Raw genomic sequence first — 16,542 nt, 5'->3', positions numbered from 1 at the left:
CTCCGGCGGTAACCTTTACAACCGGCGGCATGGAACCACATGATATCTGAATGAGTGAGGACAACTCGGCCGACGGTCCGGCGGTTGGTGAGGCAGTGTTCGTCGTTCTCACGGTCGTCGCCGTTGTCCTCTCGGCCGCGTTCCTGCCTGTCTTCGATGTTTTCGACATGCTCGGCGGGGCCGAACTCTCGGAGAGCATTGGTGGCGGTCAAGGGGGCGGCTCGGGCGGTGCCACGACGCCCGCCGATAGCGGTGAGGATACTCCGCTTGCGGAATCCGGGGCCGGTTCGCCCGTCGGCTCCGGTCTGAGTCTCTCCCAATCGCCGTCGGAACTCCCGGTCGCCGGCGGTCGGGATCCGGACGATGGGCTCGAAAAGACCCCGCTGTTCGTCGTCAATTCGTCCCGGGACACCTACTGGCGCCAGACGGCGTACATGGGCTATACGGGCACCGGCTGGACCCGATCGGTCGAGACCCGGCCGGTCGAGGCCGGCATTCCGTACGACAATCGAACGGTCGATGGCCGCACGTTCGACTATCGGATCGAACTGCTGACCCGGGCGGGGTCGTTGCCGACGGCCTGGCAGCCAGACACGGTGACCCTCTCGAACGCGTCGACGGCTGGCCGTCTCGAAGCGTCGACTGTCGGTGGCATCACCAGCACACAGCCCTTGCCGTCGGGGACCACCTACGAGGCCCGGAGTGCCACGCCGCCCGATGATCCGTCGACACTGCGGGCTGCCGGGCGGTCGTACCCGGACTCCATCGTTGAGACGTACACCCAACTGCCGGCCGAGACGCCCGATCGGGTCGAATCGTTCACCCGGCGGTTGACGGCCGATTCGCGGACACCATACGACGCCGCGAGGACTATCCGTGACTGGCTTCGGACGAACAAAGCCTATTCGCTGAACACCTCGATCGATACTGACGAACCCATCGCCGACCAGTTCCTCTTCGAGGTCGAGAAAGGCTACTGTCAGCATTTCGCGACGACGATGGTGGTCATGCTCCGGAGCCAGGGGATTCCGGCGCGATACGCCGTCGGGTTCGCCGGCGGGGAGCAGGTCAACGAGAACCAGTATCTCGTCACCAGCGACAGGGGCCACGCGTGGGTCGAAGTCTACTTCCCCGACGTCGGCTGGGTGACGTTCGAACCCACGGCGTCGGGTGACCTCCCCGTCGACATCCCCCAGCCACCCTACAACATTTCGCTGAACCGGTCGGCCGTGGCCGGGGCACCGGTTTCCGTCACCGTCGAGAAAAACGACAGCAGTGTCGTCGGCGCGCCGGTATTCGTAGCAGGCGACCACGTCGGCTGGACGGATTCGGACGGGCGGATCACGACCCGATTGCCGTACCTCCGGAACGTGACGATCGTGGCACGACCGCCGGGGTCGGGAACCAAGTACGACGATCGGGACGACGAGCAGCGTGTCGCGGTCGGCTCCCGGCGTGCGCCCGGGCCATCCCCGGTGGGATCGTCACCGGTGGCCGCGATGTCCACCCGATCCTCCCTCGATCCCCGCCCGGGGTCCGTGGCCCAGTTCGGACTGATGTCCGGTCTTCAGGGATCGAGACGCCAGACTGAGGACGGCCGCAACGAGTCCGCGGAGACATACTTTGCCGAAACCAACGGGACGATCGCCGTCCTCGACGACCAGCCGGTCAGCGACGCGGCTCTGCTCTCGGTCACGGTCGAGGACGTCCCGGTCAGGAATGCGACGGTATCAGTTGACGGAACGGGTGTCGGAGCGACCAACGCGACTGGCCACTTTGAACTCCCCGTCGAGTCGCTTTCGCCGGGCGACTACCGTGTCACTGCGACTCGCGGAGCCGTTGGCGCGAACACCACGATCACCGTCGCCGAACCGTCCGAGACGCCCGAGTCGACGACACCCGAGCCGACGGACAGCCAGGCGATCTCCCTCTCGGTGTCCCCGTCCCTGGGGATCCCGCTTCCATTCGGTCCGGCGACGGTCACGGCCACCCGACAGGGCGAGCCGATCGCCGACGTTCCGGTTTCAGTCAGCCCATCGTCTGCCGATGAGACCGCCGACTCGACGCCAGTGGGCCGCACGGATGACAACGGCACGCTCGGGGTGACGTTCCCGATCGCCGATTCGGTCACCGTCGCCGGCGTTGGCCCGGGGGGATCGACCGCCGAAACGACGGTTCGCGGGCTCTATGCGAATGCCGTCGGCGGCGGTACCGCGCTCGTTTCGACCGTCGTGGCGGTGCTCGTCGGCCTGCATCTCCGTGGCCACTCGTTGCAGTCGATCTGGACCCGTATCGTCTCCCTTTCGCGGTTCGGTGTGGATGCGCTCCTTCGGCTCTCGGCTGCTATCGTCAGCGCCGCCCAGTCCCTCGGGACGGCTCTCAGGCAGGCCCTCACGGCCTTGCGGTCGCTGTCAGTGCTTCACCCGGAGACCTGGCGGCGGCTGTTGTGGCTCTTCGACCCGCGACGACTGCTCGCGTGGCTTCGGGGGCTCTTCCGGCGCGTCGGGTCACAGGCAGAGACCGGCGAGGAGTCGGCTCGGGCCGCCGGTGCGGCGACGACCGGAGACGGGACCGACGACGAGGTGCGTGCACCGCCGGGATTGCGGGCCCTCTGGCGGCAGTTCGTCTCGCTGGTCCGGCCGTCGCGACCGTCGACACGGACTCCCGGGGAGATCGGCCGGCGTGCGGTCGCGCGGGGGTTGCCCGAGCGGCCGGTGCGATATCTGACGGCGTTGTATCGACGGGCGGAGTACGGTGGCGAGCAGCCGGATCAGTCCCGTATCGAACGCGCTCGGGACGCACTCGACTCGATTCGGGCGGGTGAGGACGAATGACATCCGGTACGCGGATCGCCGTCGGGTTCGGTGCCCTCCTGGCGCTTGGGTTTGCCGTCCTGATCGGCTACGCCCCGGAGGCGTTACCTCCCGCCGTCCAGCAGGCCGTCCAGACCGCCATCGGGGACCTCGACCCGTCGTTTTTCCTCGTGGCTGTCGGGGTGATGGTCGGCATCCTCGGGCTGTTTTCGTCGTGGTCCTGGCGGACGACGACTCGCTCGGCGCGGCTTGCGGACGACGACATCGAGGCGCCCGACCGCGACGTGCGGATGGCAGGTACCGCTCTCACGGGGCAGTTCGAGGCGTGGCGTGACGGTGCGGCGTCGCTCTCCGGGGGCTCACTCGACGGGCCACTTCGGGATGTCCTCCTTGACGTCTACGCCGCCGAGTTCGGCGACCGTGAGACGGCAATCGAGTATGTCGATCGCGGCGAGTGGACCGGGGACCCGCTCGCGGCCGCGATGCTCACGGAGACGGACGAGGTCGATTATCCGCTGGTCCATCGGCTGTACGCGTGGCTATACCCGGGCCGGGCCTACGAGCGCCGGGCCCGTCGAACGTTGCGGGCTGTCGAGGCTGCCTGTGCCCAGCGGTATTCGGCCTACGATCCGCCGGACCGGTCTTCGAGCCGGCTCGAACGGCTTCAGTCGGTGGTTTCCGGCAGGGGTGAGCACGAATGAGGGTCGAACGCTTCCGGAGTATGCGAGCGTATGCGATCATACTGATCGCTGCCGGGATCGTGACGGCGACGCCCATGCTGGTGATTGCCGCGACGCTCCCACTGGGGTTCGTCCTCCAGGGTGCCGTTGCCCGGAGTCCCTCGGTGGAGCAGGTTCGCGTCCGGCGTGACCTTGACCCGGAGACGCCGCTGCCCGGCCAACCGGTCGAGGTCACCCTCACGGTGGAGAACGTCGGCGACGGGGCGATCCCCGATCTCCGGTTCGTCGACGGCGTCCCGGACGAACTCGGCGTCACGGCGGGATCACCCATCGGTGGCGGGTCGCTTCGGTCCGGGGCGAGTCTCTCTCAAACCTATACGCTCGCTGCCGACAGGGGTGTCTACCAGTTTGACCCGGTTACCCTCCGGGCACGCAACCTCAGCGGGACCCGTCGCTCGACTGAAACCGTCGAGCCGTCCGGCGAGGATCGCTTCGAGTGTCGTGTCGCTATCGAGGACGTGCCGATCCGTCAGGACACCACCACCTATGCCGGCCAATTGGCGACTGACACCGGCGGCCCGGGGATCGAGTTCTACGCGACACGCGAGTATCAGCCCGGCGACCCGGTCAAACGGATCGACTGGAATCAGTACGCCAGGACCGGCTCGCTCTCGACGGTCGAGTATCGCGAGCAGCGTGTTGCACATGTCGCGGTGATCACTGACAGCCGGCCGCCCGCCCACGTTGCGGCCACACAGACACAGCCGACCGGCGCGACGCTGTCGGCGTATGCCGCGACGCTCGCCGTCGAGGTGCTCGCCGGCGAGGGGCATCACGTCTCGGCGGGTGCGCTCGGGATCCCCGATCCGGAAACAGGAACGGGGCCGCCCGCGTGGGTCGGCGTCGAGGAACGCGCGTCGTTTGCCGCCCACGCCGGGGCAGTGTTCAACGCCGCCGCGACGGGGACGAAGACGACCGACCAACGGGCGACCGCGGCCGATGACGGGGCGGCCGGGACTGCCCAACCAACGCCGGCGACCGACGGGGGCCGGCAGTTTCAACGCCTCCAGGCACAGCTCCCGGCCGGCGCCCAGGTGCTGTTGTGTTCGCCGGTCGCTGACGACGCCGTTGTCGATCTCGTCGAACAGCTCCGGGCCGAGGGCCATGCGGTCACGGTGCTCTCGCCCCAGACGGCTCCCGGGACGGTCGGCGGTCGGGTCGCTGCCCTCGAACGGGCTGGCCGAATCGATCAACTGCGCATGCTCGGGGCGGCCGTCGTCGATTGGTCACGCGAGGAGAAACTCCCGATCGCGCTGGCACGAACGCTCGAAACGGGGGTGCGGTGATGCCGGGATCCGGAACGACCCGCATTGCGACGCTAGTCATGGGGCTTTCGGTCAGTGCCGGTGTCTGGCTGCTGTTGCGGGCCGGTGGATCGATGCGGGCAACGGCGGTGTCCGCGCTCGCCGGCGGCGCACTCGGTATTGCGGTCCTTCTCAGCGCCGGTGAGACGCCGCTTCGGCGGGCCGGTTCGACGCTGCTCGTCCCCGTGACAGCTGTCCTGCTGGTCGGTGGGTTCGGGCTGGCGGTACTCGATGGAGTGTTAGGCAGTCTCGGGAATGGAATTCGTGTTCCTGTCGTTGTTCGCGCGTTGCTCGCTCACGTCGGTGTGGCCGTCGCTGCCAGTGCTGGTACCTTTGGAGTCCTTGGAACGATCACCGACGGCATCGGGGACGGCGCAGTCGCACGGTTCTGGAAGACTGCCATCACCACCGAGATCGTCCTCGTCGCGGCGCTGGGACTGCTGGTTGCCGTCCGGTTCGACGCGCTCACGGCGCTCGACCTGCCGACCGGCGACCTCTCGGCGGCCGCCGATCCGTTCCTGCGGCCGGCCGATCCGCGGGTCGCGCTGGTTACCTTCTGGCTCATCGTTGCCGGCGTCCTCGTGATGGGCCGTCGAACGCTGTCGGCCCTGCCGCTGGTCGAACTCGCCGGTCGGTCGAGCCGGCCGCAACTCGAAACGGGTCTCGACCGTGCCGACTCGGTGCTTCGATCGGCGACGGTAGCCGTGGTCGCGGTGACGTTCCTCAGTGCTCTCGGCTTTGCAACCGACCCGGACGCGGGTGTCTTCGCGATGGAGTCGATCCAGCCAGTGCTTTCAGTGCTGGAGAATCAACCGCTTCGTCGGGCGCTCGTTGCCGTCACGCTCGCGCTCGGGGCGATCGTCCTCGTCGTCGGTGGCTTACAGCGGGTGACTGGCAGCGTGACCGGCCTGTTGCGGCGGCTCATCCCGTCGATCCTCGGCGGGGTCGTGGTGATCGTGGCGGCCTGGCTCGCCTCGCCGTTCGTAGCGGGCCTGCTCCCCGACGTGCCGGCGACATATCGCCCGTCAGTTGCCGCCCTTCTCGACGCCCTGACACCGGCCGGGGCGTTGCTCGCTGCCATCGCCGTCGCCGTGTTTCTCCTGACTGTCCTGCTTGCGACGCTGGTCGGTGCTGGTGGCGTCAGTTACGTTCCGGCCCGCAACGCTGGGGGTGCAATCGCCGGTGCCGGACTCGCTGTCGGCTCGATCCTGATCGGCGTCTCCGGTGGCGAGCCGGCCGTCATCTTCGCCGTCGTGGCACTCTCGATTCTCGCCTGGAACGCGAGCGAACGCGGTGTGACGACGCGTGCCGAACTCGGGACCCGGGCTGGGCTCAATCTCGATGTGGTTCATACTGTCGCCGCGCTTTCGGTCGCACTTCCCGGGATGGCCGTCGCGTGGCTGTTGTATTCGAATGCCCTCTCCGATATCGCTGTTCCCGGTGGGACGCTCGTCGGCGTCCTCGTGACGCTTGCCGCCTCGCTCGTGTTGCTCGCCGCACTTCGTGGCTAATCACTCGGCTTCGGGTGTCGCACCGGGGACTTCGACTGTATTGAGGACGTCAGCGACGATGTCGCTTGCCTCAACATTCCGGATGCCGGCCTCGGAAGTCAAGACCAGGCGGTGAGTCATGACGGCGGGGGCGATCGCCTTGACGTCATCGGGGGCGACGTACGTCCGTCCCGCGACCAGCGCCCGTGCCCGAGCGGCCTCGAAGAACCGCTGGATACCACGCGGGGAGACGCCGACATCGACACGTGGGTCGTCCCGACTTGCCCGCGCCAGATCGACGAGGTACTCACGCACGTTTATCTTCATGTCGACGTGTTCCGGGAGCGATCGGAGCTGCGTGACTTCCTCCGCAGTGACGACCGACTCGACGGTCGGCATCATCGCGGTCCGGCCCGCCCGTCGGTCGATGAGTTCGAGTTCGCCCGCCCGGTCGGGATAGCCCATCGACGTTTTGACGACGAAACGATCCCGCTGGGCTTCGGGCAACTGGAAGGTGCCCTCCTGTTCGATCGGGTTCTGGGTCGCGATCACGAAAAACGGCTCCGGGAGGTCGTAGGTCTCCCCGCCGACGGTCACCTGTCCCTCGTCCATGGCTTCCAATAGTGCCGACTGGGTTTTCGGCGGGGCGCGGTTGATCTCGTCGGCCAGGACGATGTTCGCGAACACCGGGCCGCGCTGGAAGCGAAACTCGCCCTCGTGTTCGTCATAGACGTGAGTGCCGGTGATGTCGCTCGGCAGGAGGTCGGGCGTGAACTGGATCCGGTTGTACGTCAGGTCGAGCGCGTCGCCGAGCGCAACGGCTGTCAGTGTCTTGCCGGTCCCCGGCACGTCTTCGAGCAGGACGTGCCCGCGGGCGAGCAGTCCAGTCACGACCGTCTCCAGGAACTCCCGTTCGACGATGACAGCACTCCCGATCCGGTCGATGACGGCGTCGATCGCCTCGGTCGCCTCTTCGGCACGCAAGGAAGTACCCATTCGCCTATCGCTATAGCCGATCGGCCCTTATGTGTACCGACCGTTTGTCCGGGTTCGGGAACGGCGATGCGCTCGATTCAGAGATACTCGAAGTCCTGCTCGCTCGTCGAGAAGCCCACGCGGTCGTGCGCCCAGTCGAACGTCGACTCGGCTCGCTTTTCCTGGAGGAACTCGACGATCGTCTCGCCGACGTCCCCACCGTAGAGGTTCGGCCCAGTCTGGATCTGCTTACGGACGGTGTCGGTCTCGGCGACGTACTCGATCATGTCGGTGACGAACTCGCCGTCGATCGGCGGCACCAGGAGGTTCGTCTTCGCCTCGAAGACTGTCTCCGGGCGGTCGGTGTTGAACCGCGCCGTCAGGCAGATCGCCTCGTCGATGTAGTTGAGTTCCTCCTGCATGCTGCCCGAGTCGGTGAACTCCGCGAAACACTGCCCGGAGGTGAGAAACTCGTAGACGTGGGCGTGTTTCTTCCAGAGGCCGGTAAAGAGGAAGTTCTCCCGGTTCTCGGCGAGCTCCAGCAGCTTCTCGCGGTAGCCGTACTCTTTGAGGGCCTGTTCGGTCGCGGTCAGCTCGACGAAGTTGACGTTGTAGCCGGCCTCGACCAGGCCGATGACGCCCTCGACGATGGCTTCGAAGCGGTCGGGCAGGAGGTTCGCCCGGCGGTGGATGTCCACCCGGATCCAGTCGTCGCGTTCCTCCAGGACGGGATAGATGTCGAAGATGCTCTCTTCGAGATCGGCATCGCGCTTCATCTCGATGGCGTCGACGACGCTGTTGCCGACGACGGGGATGCGCTCCTGTCCGTCGACTTCGGCGGGGTAGCCCTCGTTTTGGAGGTGCTCGCGATTGAGTTCGACGGGGGCGAACTGGTAGATCGAGCCCGCCGAGCCGACGAAGGTGTCGTACTGCTCGGGGAAGGGTTCGGCGCGGTTGATCGACCACTCGCCGTTCCATTGGGCCTCAACGAAGGCTTCGGGATCGGCGTGGCTCTCGAAGTCCGGCGACATCCCCCGGAGGCCGGCCTCGTTGTGCGCGACGGCCTGGTTCGTGGCGAACAACCACGCCTGCGGGACGATGCCGGCGGCGTGGGTGTCGCCGTGGACGATCGGCAGGACCGTGGTATCGGGCCACTTCTCGGCGAGGTAGTCGGTCAGTTCGTCGATCCGGCGGTGGACCTGGGCGGTCTTTTCGGAGAGGCTGCCACGGATCGAGAGGTCGACGGCGACGCGATCCTCGATGCCGTACTCGGCGAGGCCGTGGCCGAGGACGTCGTCGTAGTGCTGGCCGGTGTGGAGGACGAACGTGGGCACGCCGGCCTCGCGGGCGGCCGTCACGACGGGGGCCTGTTTGTAGAAGTCTGGTTTGGTCGCCGTCACGACCGCGAGGACGAACTCCCCCGCGTCCATCTGGCGGGCGAGGCGATCGTCGTAGATCGTCAGGTCGCCGGGCATACGACCCTCTGGGAGGACCAGGGGGTAGTGCGTTCCGGTTCTCGGTAGGGACGAAGAGAAATCGCCGGTTCAGGCAGGCTTCTCGCTGCGTTCGCGGATCAACTCCCGCAGTTCCTCGGCCACCTCGATGTCGTCCATCTCCTCCTCCTCGACGAGGGCCGTCCCTTCCAGGGACTCACGGGTGGCGCGCTCGACGACGTAGACCGATCGGGCACCCGTGACCCGGCCGACCGACGCCATGATCCGGGCGCGCTTTCTGGCGGCCTCGTTGAGTTCCGAGTGACCCGTGAGCATGCGATCGGCCTCGCCGTCGTCTTCGTCTTCGCTGACGGTCTTGAACGGTGCCCGGTTCGTCGGATGGACGTCGAACCCGACGCGAGTCAGCACTGTCACGAGCTGTTCGTCGTCGGGATCGATCTCCGGTTCGTCTGGCATCGAGTCGTCCTCCCGGACGTCCTCGCCCTCCTCAAGGACGTTGACCGGTGAGGTGAGTGGCTTATCGAAGAGGTCATCGAGTGCGGCCGCAACCTCGACGCTGGCGTCCATCCCGTTCTCGTACTTCGAGACGGTCCGTCGGGAGACGCCGAGTTCGTTGGCGAGCTTGCCCAGGCTCCAGTCGCGCTCCTCGCGGGCGTCGGCGAGGATGTCGCTGTCGATGTTGACGTACAGCCCGCCTGGGGCCGCATAGATGAGCGGCGGGACCTCTTCTACGAAGTAGTCCATGGCCGTGTTCGGGCTGAACACGGGCACACCATGGCGGAAGTACACGACGCCCGGCTTGAGCTCCTCGTCACGTGTCCGGAGGCCGATCACCAGCGGGGTCGCCTCCAGATACTCCCCGAGGCGTCGCATCTCAGCGCCGGTGTGGCCGTCGAAGGCGTCGATGTTGCCGAGGATCTTTACCAGGATGGTGTCCTCCCCCCGGCGAGCCGCGATGTCGAAACTCTTCGGTCGAATCGCACACCGGTCGCTGACGAGGAATCCCGCGTCCTCCAGCATGGCGATGACGTTACCGACCAGTGCCGACCGTGACATAAGTTTGCTACTGTATGTAATGTGATCCTGCTATAAATGCGTTCCGCCGGCTCGTAACGCCGTCTTTGCCCGTTTTTCCTCTTTGAACTAGAGTTGCTCGACGGGCTTGCCGTGGTGGGCGGCCCGCCCGTCCCCCCCCTGGAGTCGAAACCCGTTAGTTCGCCCGTGAGGTACGATCGGCCGTGACAGTCATCGGTATCGACGACACGGACTCCCGGACGGCGGGGATGTGTACGACCTACCTCGCCGCCCGGATCGCCGATCGACTGGCGGCTGACTGGGCGCTCCAGCGGCGGGTGCTCGTCCGGCTGAATCCCGCTGTCGAGCACAAGACACGAGGGAACGCCGCACTCGCGATCCACACCGACGCACCCGTCGATGCCGCCCGGGAAGTCGTCCGCGACGAACTCCCGCTGGCCGAGACTGACGACCCACGCACGAACCCCGGCGTCGTCCTCACGAGTGAGTCGGCGGCTGAGATCCCGGAAGCCGTTGGCGACTTCGCTCGCGACGCCGTCCGGGACTTCCACGACGTCGCCGACGCCCGCGCCCTGATCGACCGGCTTGAGTACGATACCCTGGAGGCGGGCAACGGCCGCGGGCTGATCGGTGCGCTCGCGGCGCTCGGGGCCTGGCGGGCGTTCGACGAATGGACGTACGAGCATATTTCTTATCGCGAGGTGGACCGCCGGGGGACACCCCGCGAGGTCGACGCCGAATCCGTCTTCGCGGCCGCCGAAGCGGGCTATCCCGACGCCTGGGACACCGTCGACCGTGGCGAGGAGGAACTCGTCTGTGTCCCCCACGCGCCAGGGCCGATCCTCCACGGCATCCGGGGTGACGCCCCTCACGTGGTCCGCGAAGTCGCCGCCGGCATCGAGAGCGAACCCATCGAGCGAACCTCGCTGTTCGTCACCAACCAGGGGACTGACGCCCACCTGCGCGAGGGGGCAGTCGAGACCGTTCGCGACGGCCGGGCCTACCGGGTGACAGGAACCGTCACCGAACCGCCCGAAACCCGTGAGGGCGGCCACGTCTTCCTCACGGTCGCCGGGAAGGACGGCGAGGACCTGCCTTGCGCCGCCTTCGAGCCGACCAAGCGCTTTCGCGACCGCGTTCGCGCGCTTCGGGTCGGCGACCGCGTCACCATCTGTGGCGAGGTCGGCGACGGCACGCTCAAACTCGAGAAGTTCGCCGTCCGTGATCTCGTCGAGACTGAGCGCGTCACGCCAACATGCCCCGACTGCGGTCGGACGATGGAGAGCGCCGGTCGGGGACAGGGCTATCGCTGCCGGGACTGTGGCACGACGGCCGCCGGGAAAGCCGAGCGTGAAATCGACCGCGATCTGGAGGCCGGATGGTACGAGGTCCCGACGTGTGCCCGTCGGCACATCGCCAAGCCACTCGTCAGGGGCGGGTTCGACGCGCCCGTCCATCCCGAGCGGTGACCGATAGCGGACGCCAATCCATCCGCTCTCGTCTCGACCCCATCCGATGTGGTTTTCCGCGTCGACGGCGTCTCTCCGTGTATGAACGCAGATTCGCCGTCGATTCGCCGCCGAACGACGACACGGAATTCGGTGAGTTTCCCATGAGCGGGAAGGACAAGTACTACAACCGGGCCAAACAGCAGGGCTATCGCGCCCGTTCGGCGTTCAAACTCCGGCAACTCGACGAGACGGCCGACTTACTGGGTGCGGAGCGGACCGTGGTCGACCTGGGCGCGGCCCCCGGTGGGTGGCTCCAGGTCGCCGCCGAGCGCCTCGGCGACGGCGGCCGCGTCGTCGGCGTCGACCGCCAGCGCATCGACCCGCTGGAGGATCCTGACGTTCCCGTCGAGACGATCCGCGGCGACATCACCGACGAATCGACGGTCGAAGCCATCACCGACGCCGTTGGCGAGGCCAACCTCGTGCTCTCGGACATGGCCCCGAACGTCACCGGCGAGTACGACCTCGATCACGCCCGGTCGGTCCACCTCGCCCGCCAGGCGTTCGAGGTGTCTCTGGACGTTCTCGGGGCTGGCGGCGACCTCGTCGTGAAGGTCTTCGACGGTCGTGATCTGGATGACTTGAAAAGCGACATCGAGGGGGAGTTCGAGTACGTCCGGGAAGTCAGGCCAGACGCCTCGCGGGACTCCTCATCGGAACTTTATCTCGTGGCCAAACATCACCTGACAGCCCCCGTCCGGGAGGGCGATACGGTCGAGGTCGAGATCGTCGATACCGGCGAGGAGGGCGACGGGATCGCGAAGGTCGAGGGATTCACGCTGTTCGTCGCCGGTGTCGAGGCGGGCGAGACGGTGACGGTCCGTGTCGACGATGTCAAACCCCAGTTCGGGTTTGCCCAACCCGTTCAGTAACTTTAACTGAGCAGGCATTTTTTAAATTTTCATGGAGAGATCCGCTCTTTCGCGGAGACAACTCCTCCAGGGATTCGGCGTCTCGGTCCCCTTGGCTCTCAGTGGCTGTTCGACCTCGGGCGACGAGACCGACGCGAAGACGGAGAAGCTACGCCTGAACGAACTCATCATAGAGAACCTCGAGGAAGGGACGCCACACACGATCGAGGTCGTGGTTTCGATCAACAGTGGGATCCGGTACTGGGACACCCATCAGCTTGCAGGGAGGCCCGCCGGGCAGGACGTTTCTCAGGAAGACGCTGGCGAGAACTACACGACTCTGGACGTGGCCCTTCCCGACGAACCGATCACGTTCACGGTCAGCGCCCGCGTCGATAGCGAGCGGACGGGACGAACGTCGTCCGCGAACGGGATCGAGTGGAACAAACTCGACCACCCTGACGAGAACATGCCATGCGTTAACGTACGAGTACGACTCACGCAGAGCGGCGAATTGGTCGTTCGGAGCTACGAAGCGGACTGTGGGACAGAAGACGGACAATCCACGCAGGGGGCCAGTTGACGACAGAAACGAACTCCTGAGCGGAGTTGTCGACGTGACACGTCCACGGGGACAGCTCCCGTCGAGTGAACGTGCGATCAAACCGACCGATTCTAAGGCCCCCGGCTCCTGTGTGGAGGTATGCGTATCGCCGTAATTGCGGACGTTCACGCGAACAAAGTGGCACTGGAGGCCGTCGCGGGGGACATGCCGGACGTCGACGGCGTCATCTGTGCCGGGGACGTGGTCGGCTACAATCCCTGGCCCGAGTTCTGCGTCGACTGGGTGCAGGAACACGATGTGCCGACCGTCCAGGGGAATCACGACCGGGCGGTCGCCACCGGTGAGTACCCGGGCTTCAACGACATGGCGGCGGCCGGCGTCGAACACGCCCGTGACCACCTTTCGGAAGCCCATCGCGAGTGGCTCGGGCAACTGCCGACCGAACGGACGCTGTTCGACGGCCGCGTGAAGATGGTCCACGGCCACCCTGACGACCCCGATCACTACACCCATCCCTCGGAGTTCAGTCCGGGACTGCTCGGCGACGAGGACGTCCTGGTGCTTGGCCACACGCACGTCCAGAGCCACGAGAAGTACGGCGACGGGATCGTCCTGAACCCGGGCAGCGTCGGCCAGCCACGCGACGGCGATCCGGGCGCGGCCTACGCGCTGGTCGATCTCGACGCGATGACCGTCGAACAACGCCGGGTGCGCTACGACGTCGGCGCAGTGATGGACGCGGTCGACGAGGCCGGGCTTCCGCGGCGGGTCGGGACGCGCCTCTCACGCGGGCAGTGACAGCTGTCACCGGCGGTTGTGACGGTATTCCCCGGCGATGGCGGCTGCCGTCCGCTTGCCCCCGGCGATCCGACCCACGATCCCGGCTCGACTCATGAAACTCGCACAGATCTCGATCCCGTCCGGAAGCGAAAGCTCGTCCAGCGCAGCCCACGATCGATCGTAGGCCGGCATCCCGGGCCGGAGGACGGCCGCGTCAAGGACGGTGGCCGCCGCGCCGGTGACGGTCTCGAACTCCTCGGCCGCTCGTCGTCCGATGACCGCGGGGTCGGCGTCTAAGAACTCCGAATCGCCGCTCCCGACGTAGGACGTGAACACGCCATCGCGGCCGAGCATGCTGTGATTCCAGGTGCTGCCGTCCGTTTTGAATCCGTCGTCGATGATGTGAAAGCCGTGTCCCGTGCCGTCGAAGTCCGAATGGAGGTGGACGACGCCGATCGGGTTGTAGGCGAACTGACTGATCGTCCCGGCGGCCTCGCTGTCGACGTCTTCGAGCAGCGCAGCGGTCGTCGGGGCCGGTGTGGTAAACACGACGGTCTCGGCCCGCTCGGTCCCGTCCTCGGTGTGGACGAGATAGTCTTCGCCGTCCGGCTCGACCCCAGTCACGGGCGTTTCGAGGTCGATCGATTCCTCGTGAGCCGCATACATCGCCTCCGGGAGTGTCTGGAGACCGTCCTCGAAGGTGACGATCGGGGGTGTCTCGGTCCCCTGCAGCAACTTCTTCAGCATGAACACAAGCAGGCTGCCCTCGACGCCGAAGCGATCGAGCGCCTTGCCAAGGGAGTACTCGACGTACATGTCGTCGGCGTCCGTGCCGTAGAGACCGCTGTACAGCGGGCCCGCGAACCGGGTCGCGACTTCGTGCCCGAACTTCCGGGTGAGGTACGACTCGACGGTCTCGTTCGGCGTTGCCCCGCCAGTCAGCGGTTCGAGCAGGACGCGGGCCTTGCCGCGCCAGGAGAGCAGGTCAGTCGTGATCGCGTCCCGGACTGACAGTGGCATCCGGCGGAGCTGTCCGTCGTAGTAGGCAAAGAGGGGCTGGTCGTCGTCGCCGAAGCGCAATTCGTCACGAAGATCGAGCGTCTCGACCAGCGATTCGACGGGTTTCGAGAGGCGGAGTCGCTGTGGTCCCCGTTCGAGGACGTGGCCCTCGACGGTCGTCGACTGGACAATACCGCCCGGCTCGCTCGCCGCTTCGAAGGTCCTGACCTCGGCCCCTTGCTCCGCGAGAAAGTGCGTCGTCGAGAGTCCGGACATCCCGGCCCCGATGACGGCGACCGTCATCGACTCACCCCGTGGAGTCTCTCCGACGACGCTCGCTGCGTGGTCTCGTCGTTCATGTCTTCCAGCTACGGGCTGGTCGTATTAATCCCCCTGGAAGGCTATTGACCAGGCCGCCTCATCAACCGTGGTCGAGTGGCTCGACCAACTGCCAGACGTCCGTCTCGGGATCCAGCCGGTGGGGTTCCGCGCCGCGTTCCGTCAGGATGCCCGCGTGGTAGCACATGGCTTTGAGTTGGAAGACCGTCGGCGCGTGATAGACGTTCCCGTCCGAGAGTGCCGACGCTTTGAGCTCTCCATCTTCCGTGAGCACACGGGAGCGGGCCGAATCGCTCCCACGGATGAACAACTCGACGGTGAACGTCGGATGGTGGACGTACAGCCAGGTGACCAGCTCGACGAGCGAGGGCTCGGGGATGCCGTCGTCGTGCATCGTCTGAAGCTCCTCGACGATGAGTTTCGTGGCCGGATACGACCACAGCACTCGCCTGGTGAGCTGGCCCCATTCGGGCGCGATTTCGACAAATCGCTTTCGGGAGCCCTGCCAGGCGTCGAACGCCACGAGCGCGTCTTCCACGGTCCCGTAGCGATGCCGGGCGAATCGCACGACTTCCCTGCCGAGCGGGGTGAGCGTGGTACCGTCGGGAGCCTCGTCGATCAGCCCCAGGAACGCCGCGCCCTGTCTGGCCCCGTCGGTGGCGCTGACCACGTATTCCCCAAGCACCTGATCGGTCGGGTCCGGATGATAGAGTGCGAGGGGATAGGCCAGGTAGTTCTTCGGATGGTTGAGGCCGAAGGATTTCTCGGCGACGCCCTGGGCCGTCGCCTGGAACCGGATCGCCGCCGCCTCGTCGACCGTTCGATTGCCGACGACGCGGGGCACTTCGAGTGGATCGACGGTCCCGCCACTATCGACGCCCAGGACGCCGACGTTGAGTTCGCGTGCAAGCGTCTGTGCGGAGTTGGAGATCGCCGGCTTCGGGGCGGCGACGTAGGCCGCATTGGCCTCGTGCAATCGATCGTACGCCTGGACGATCCCGCGCTCGACATCGACTGTCCGGCCTTCGGTGTAACCTTTCGCCTCGATCGCGACCACCGGGGGATCGTCGCCGAAGCGTTCGATGGCGAGCAACGCCGATTCGAGCTGTCGGACGCCGACCAGGTCGGGATACCCGGAGCCGATCTGGACGTGGTTGAACGGAGCTAGTTGCTCCCGAACGGCCGGCTCGATCGGCTCGCCGGCGAGCCACTCCTCGCTCGCGAACTGTGTGTCCACGACCGCGTAGGTATCTTCGGCCGTCGGTTCGGGGAACAGTCGCTGTTTCGCGTGAGCGAGCACCTGCGGCTCGGACAGCGCCGCTTTCGTGGCCATACTGCTCGCACGGACAACGGCGGCAAGAATCTTCGGCCCGGAAAGCGGTCCGACTGTCGCTCTGGGGACAGGGGTTCAGGGAGACGTCATTCTGTCAGTCGTCCCTGGCCAGGTAACCGCCGAGGAAGCCACCGAGCCAGCCGATGCTTGCCGCCGGGCCGTCTCTCTTTGAGGCGGCCCCTTTCGAGACCTCGACTCGAACCCTTTCGAACGTTGGATTCTCGTTCGCATTCGAGGAGGGATTGCGGCACGGACTAGGGGACACGCACAATCAGGGGCTGATACAGATCGAGTGTCATATCTCCGTCCTCAGTCGGAGGTCAAGCCTGCCGGAAGCCTATTCCGCGTTGCTC

Annotated in this window: 13 protein-coding genes; 8 read left to right on the top strand and 5 right to left on the bottom strand. The window is 66.3% G+C overall.

Annotation, left to right across the window (positions count from 1 at the left end; translation table 11 throughout):
• Positions 1–50 precede the first annotated feature (50 nt).
• The 4 genes from SVXhr_RS13960 to SVXhr_RS13945 are packed head-to-tail and all read left to right on the top strand — an operon-like array spanning position 51 to position 6,368.
• Positions 51–2,834 (top strand): transglutaminase domain-containing protein, encoded by a 2,784-nt coding sequence (locus SVXhr_RS13960; RefSeq protein ID WP_275738072.1) that lies wholly within the window; start codon positions 51–53, stop codon positions 2,832–2,834.
• Complete coding sequence (locus SVXhr_RS13955; protein WP_275738070.1) at positions 2,831–3,514, top strand: hypothetical protein; 684 nt, start codon at positions 2,831–2,833, stop codon at positions 3,512–3,514. Before SVXhr_RS13960 ends, SVXhr_RS13955 begins: the two co-directional genes overlap by 4 nt.
• Positions 3,511–4,839: a DUF58 domain-containing protein gene (locus SVXhr_RS13950; RefSeq protein WP_275738068.1), complete on the top strand. Its 1,329-nt coding sequence runs from the start codon at positions 3,511–3,513 to the stop codon at positions 4,837–4,839. Before SVXhr_RS13955 ends, SVXhr_RS13950 begins: the two co-directional genes overlap by 4 nt.
• The gene (locus SVXhr_RS13945) at positions 4,839–6,368 is read left to right on the top strand and encodes a hypothetical protein (protein WP_275738067.1); all 1,530 of its coding nucleotides are present in this window, start codon (positions 4,839–4,841) and stop codon (positions 6,366–6,368) included. The genes SVXhr_RS13950 and SVXhr_RS13945 overlap by 1 nt, the downstream gene beginning before the upstream one ends.
• Here SVXhr_RS13945 and SVXhr_RS13940 read toward each other — a convergent pair whose 3' ends face one another.
• The 3 genes from SVXhr_RS13940 to SVXhr_RS13930 form a co-directional block, all read right to left on the bottom strand.
• Positions 6,369–7,343, bottom strand: a complete 975-nt coding sequence (locus SVXhr_RS13940) for an AAA family ATPase (RefSeq protein ID WP_275738065.1) — start codon at positions 7,341–7,343, stop codon at positions 6,369–6,371. It abuts the gene before it with no gap.
• 77 nt (positions 7,344–7,420) lie between these two features.
• Positions 7,421–8,797 carry a UDP-N-acetylglucosamine 2-epimerase gene (locus tag SVXhr_RS13935; protein WP_275738062.1) on the bottom strand — a complete coding sequence of 459 codons (1,377 nt, stop codon included), beginning with the start codon at positions 8,795–8,797 and terminating at the stop codon, positions 7,421–7,423.
• A 69-nt stretch (positions 8,798–8,866) separates the two neighbouring features.
• Positions 8,867–9,832, bottom strand: coding sequence for a transcriptional regulator (locus SVXhr_RS13930; RefSeq protein WP_275738060.1), 966 nt, complete (start codon positions 9,830–9,832; stop codon positions 8,867–8,869).
• Positions 9,833–10,014: 182 nt separating this feature from the next.
• Here SVXhr_RS13930 and SVXhr_RS13925 point away from each other — a divergent pair, with 182 nt between their 5' ends.
• The 4 genes from SVXhr_RS13925 (at position 10,015) to SVXhr_RS13910 (ending at position 13,536) form a co-directional block, all read left to right on the top strand.
• Positions 10,015–11,280 carry a tRNA(Ile)(2)-agmatinylcytidine synthase gene (locus SVXhr_RS13925; RefSeq protein WP_275738058.1) on the top strand — a complete coding sequence of 422 codons (1,266 nt, stop codon included), beginning with the start codon at positions 10,015–10,017 and terminating at the stop codon, positions 11,278–11,280.
• A gap of 143 nt (positions 11,281–11,423) precedes the next feature.
• Positions 11,424–12,194, top strand: a complete 771-nt coding sequence (locus SVXhr_RS13920) for a 23S rRNA (uridine(2552)-2'-O)-methyltransferase (RefSeq protein WP_275738056.1) — start codon at positions 11,424–11,426, stop codon at positions 12,192–12,194.
• Between the two features lie 31 nt (positions 12,195–12,225).
• Positions 12,226–12,756, top strand: coding sequence for a hypothetical protein (locus tag SVXhr_RS13915; protein ID WP_275738054.1), 531 nt, complete (start codon positions 12,226–12,228; stop codon positions 12,754–12,756).
• A gap of 120 nt (positions 12,757–12,876) precedes the next feature.
• Positions 12,877–13,536 carry a metallophosphoesterase family protein gene (locus SVXhr_RS13910; protein ID WP_275738052.1) on the top strand — a complete coding sequence of 220 codons (660 nt, stop codon included), beginning with the start codon at positions 12,877–12,879 and terminating at the stop codon, positions 13,534–13,536.
• 6 nt (positions 13,537–13,542) lie between these two features.
• Here SVXhr_RS13910 and hemG read toward each other — a convergent pair whose 3' ends face one another.
• Both hemG and SVXhr_RS13900 read right to left on the bottom strand, forming a co-directional pair.
• The gene (gene hemG, locus SVXhr_RS13905; protein WP_275738050.1) at positions 13,543–14,820 is read right to left on the bottom strand and encodes a protoporphyrinogen oxidase; all 1,278 of its coding nucleotides are present in this window, start codon (positions 14,818–14,820) and stop codon (positions 13,543–13,545) included.
• Between the two features lie 118 nt (positions 14,821–14,938).
• Positions 14,939–16,189, bottom strand: coding sequence for a hypothetical protein (locus SVXhr_RS13900; protein ID WP_275738048.1), 1,251 nt, complete (start codon positions 16,187–16,189; stop codon positions 14,939–14,941).
• Positions 16,190–16,542 lie beyond the last annotated feature (353 nt).

This window comes from Halorhabdus sp. SVX81 (assembly GCF_029207715.1).
Lineage (GTDB): Archaea > Halobacteriota > Halobacteria > Halobacteriales > Haloarculaceae > Halorhabdus.
This window is presented reverse-complemented; position numbering and strand designations above follow the sequence as displayed.